This is a genomic window from Treponema sp. (assembly GCF_045657965.1).
GTDB lineage: Bacteria > Spirochaetota > Spirochaetia > Treponematales > Treponemataceae > Treponema_D.
Genome location: NZ_JAZOUG010000212.1, coordinates 1 through 1,861, shown reverse-complemented (window position 1 = coordinate 1,861; position 1,861 = coordinate 1). Strand labels below are relative to the sequence as shown.

Sequence of the window (1,861 nt, the reverse complement as noted above, 5' to 3'; positions counted from 1 at the left end):
ATTAAGGCTGCCATGGAAGAACAGAATGAAGGTTCACATCAGATTACAGAAGCTCTTCATAATATGAATGACAGCACTGTGGAAGTTCATAATGCTTCTTCTGAAATGCAGGAAGGAAACCAGTTAATCCTTAAAGAAGTTCAGCTTTTACAGAATGCAGCCCTTGCAATGAGTCAGAGTATGGAAGAAATGTCAATCGGTGCCCGCAAAATCAATGAAACTGGTGCGGCTTTAAACGATGTAGCAGGTAAGATGAAAGAGTCAATCGGTAAAATCGGTGAGCAGGTAGATCAGTTCAGGGTTTAATATTGCTGTCCTTAAATTTTCTTAAAAAAAATTGTGATAATTCTTAAAAAATATTGATTTTTCAAAAAGTGTGGGTTATATTTTGAATACTGTTTTCAATATTTTTTTAAGGAGTCACTGCTTATGCCAAAAAAAACAGAAACTGTGAAACAGAAACGCTCAAGCCTTATAAAAGGCCTTGTGTTTTTTGTTGGTCTGGTTATTGTTCTTGTAAACGTAATTCAGGTTTTATTTGTAACTTCTAATGCTAAAAAAGACATAGTTGCAGAAGATATTGATATGTATAACAACATGATAGACGGCTATTCTGCTGCTGTTGTTAATACTCTTGAAGGCTATTTTAAAGAATTAAATGTCTATTATCATGCTGATATAATGGAAGACGGTGCATTAGATGAAGTTATTACATGGCTTCAGAATCCTGAGCATGAAGATATGCGCGGTGAATTCGATTACATCATGGTAGCAGGCCCGGACGGTAAGGCTTATACAGATATCGGCACTAAAACTGATATTTCAGAACGGGATTATTTTCAGGCTGTAATGCAGGAAGGTAAAGACCGTTATGTTGATAATCCTGTAATTTCTAAAACAACCGGTCAGCCTGTAATTCATATTACACGTGCTTTAAAAGACCGTTACGGACGGACATTTGCAATGCTTGCAGGTGTTGTAAATGTAAATCTTCTTACAACAGAGATTAACCGGATTAAAATCGGTGCGAATGGTTACGGCTATCTTCTTGCAGGCGACGGTACAGTTATTACGCATCCTGTAAAAGACTTCATTATGCAGAAAAATTTTATCACTGGAATTACCGGCGGTAAAGAAGGCAGAAACGGTGATATGATTGCTGTTGCTGAAGCAATGGCAGCAGGTGAAGAAGGTGCCGCATGGATTAATGCAAACGGCCGCAGCGGTAAAGATTTAATCGTCTATTCTCCGATTTCAGGAACTCCATGGTCTTTAGGTCTTTCAATTCCAGATAAGCAGATTTATGATCTTGTAAACGCAATTTCAAGACTCCTTTTGATTTTCGCTGCAGTTTGTGTTGTTGCACTCGTTCTTATTTCAGCTTTCCTTCTGCTCCGGTCATTAAAGCCTCTTCAGATTGTTGAAAGTGCAATTACAGGCATAGCTTCAGGTGATGCTGATCTTACAAAACGAATTGAAATTAATTCTAACAATGAAATCGGATTTGTTGTAAAAGGATTTAATGCATTTGCTTCGAAACTTCAGACAATCATCGGTGATGTAAAAAATTCAAAAGATGAACTTATGGTTGCCGGCGAAAATCTCTCAAGTGCTACCGAAGATACTTCAAGTTCAATTACAGAAATTATTGCAAATATCGAAAGCATGAAGCACCAGATTGATTCTCAAAGTCAGTCTGTAAATCAGACAGCTGGGGCTGTAAACGAAATTGCTTCAAATATTGAATCGCTCGAACATATGATTGAGGCTCAGTCTTCCGGTGTTACACAGGCAAGTGCGGCAGTAGAGCAGATGATTGGAAATATTTCTTCTGTAAATATGTCTATGGAAAAAATGGCGA

The 1,861-nt window shown here is 37.7% G+C and carries 1 protein-coding gene and 1 pseudogene; both read left to right on the top strand.

All coding sequences use genetic code 11. The annotated features are described in order from the left end of the window. A pseudogene (locus tag ACKI5B_RS07760) lies at nucleotides 1-306 on the top strand (methyl-accepting chemotaxis protein); the annotation flags it as partial. Nucleotides 307-429: 123 nt separating this feature from the next. Next, a partial coding sequence (locus ACKI5B_RS07755) for a cache domain-containing protein (protein WP_407427464.1) occupies nucleotides 430-1,861 on the top strand: 1,432 nt, incomplete at its 3' end.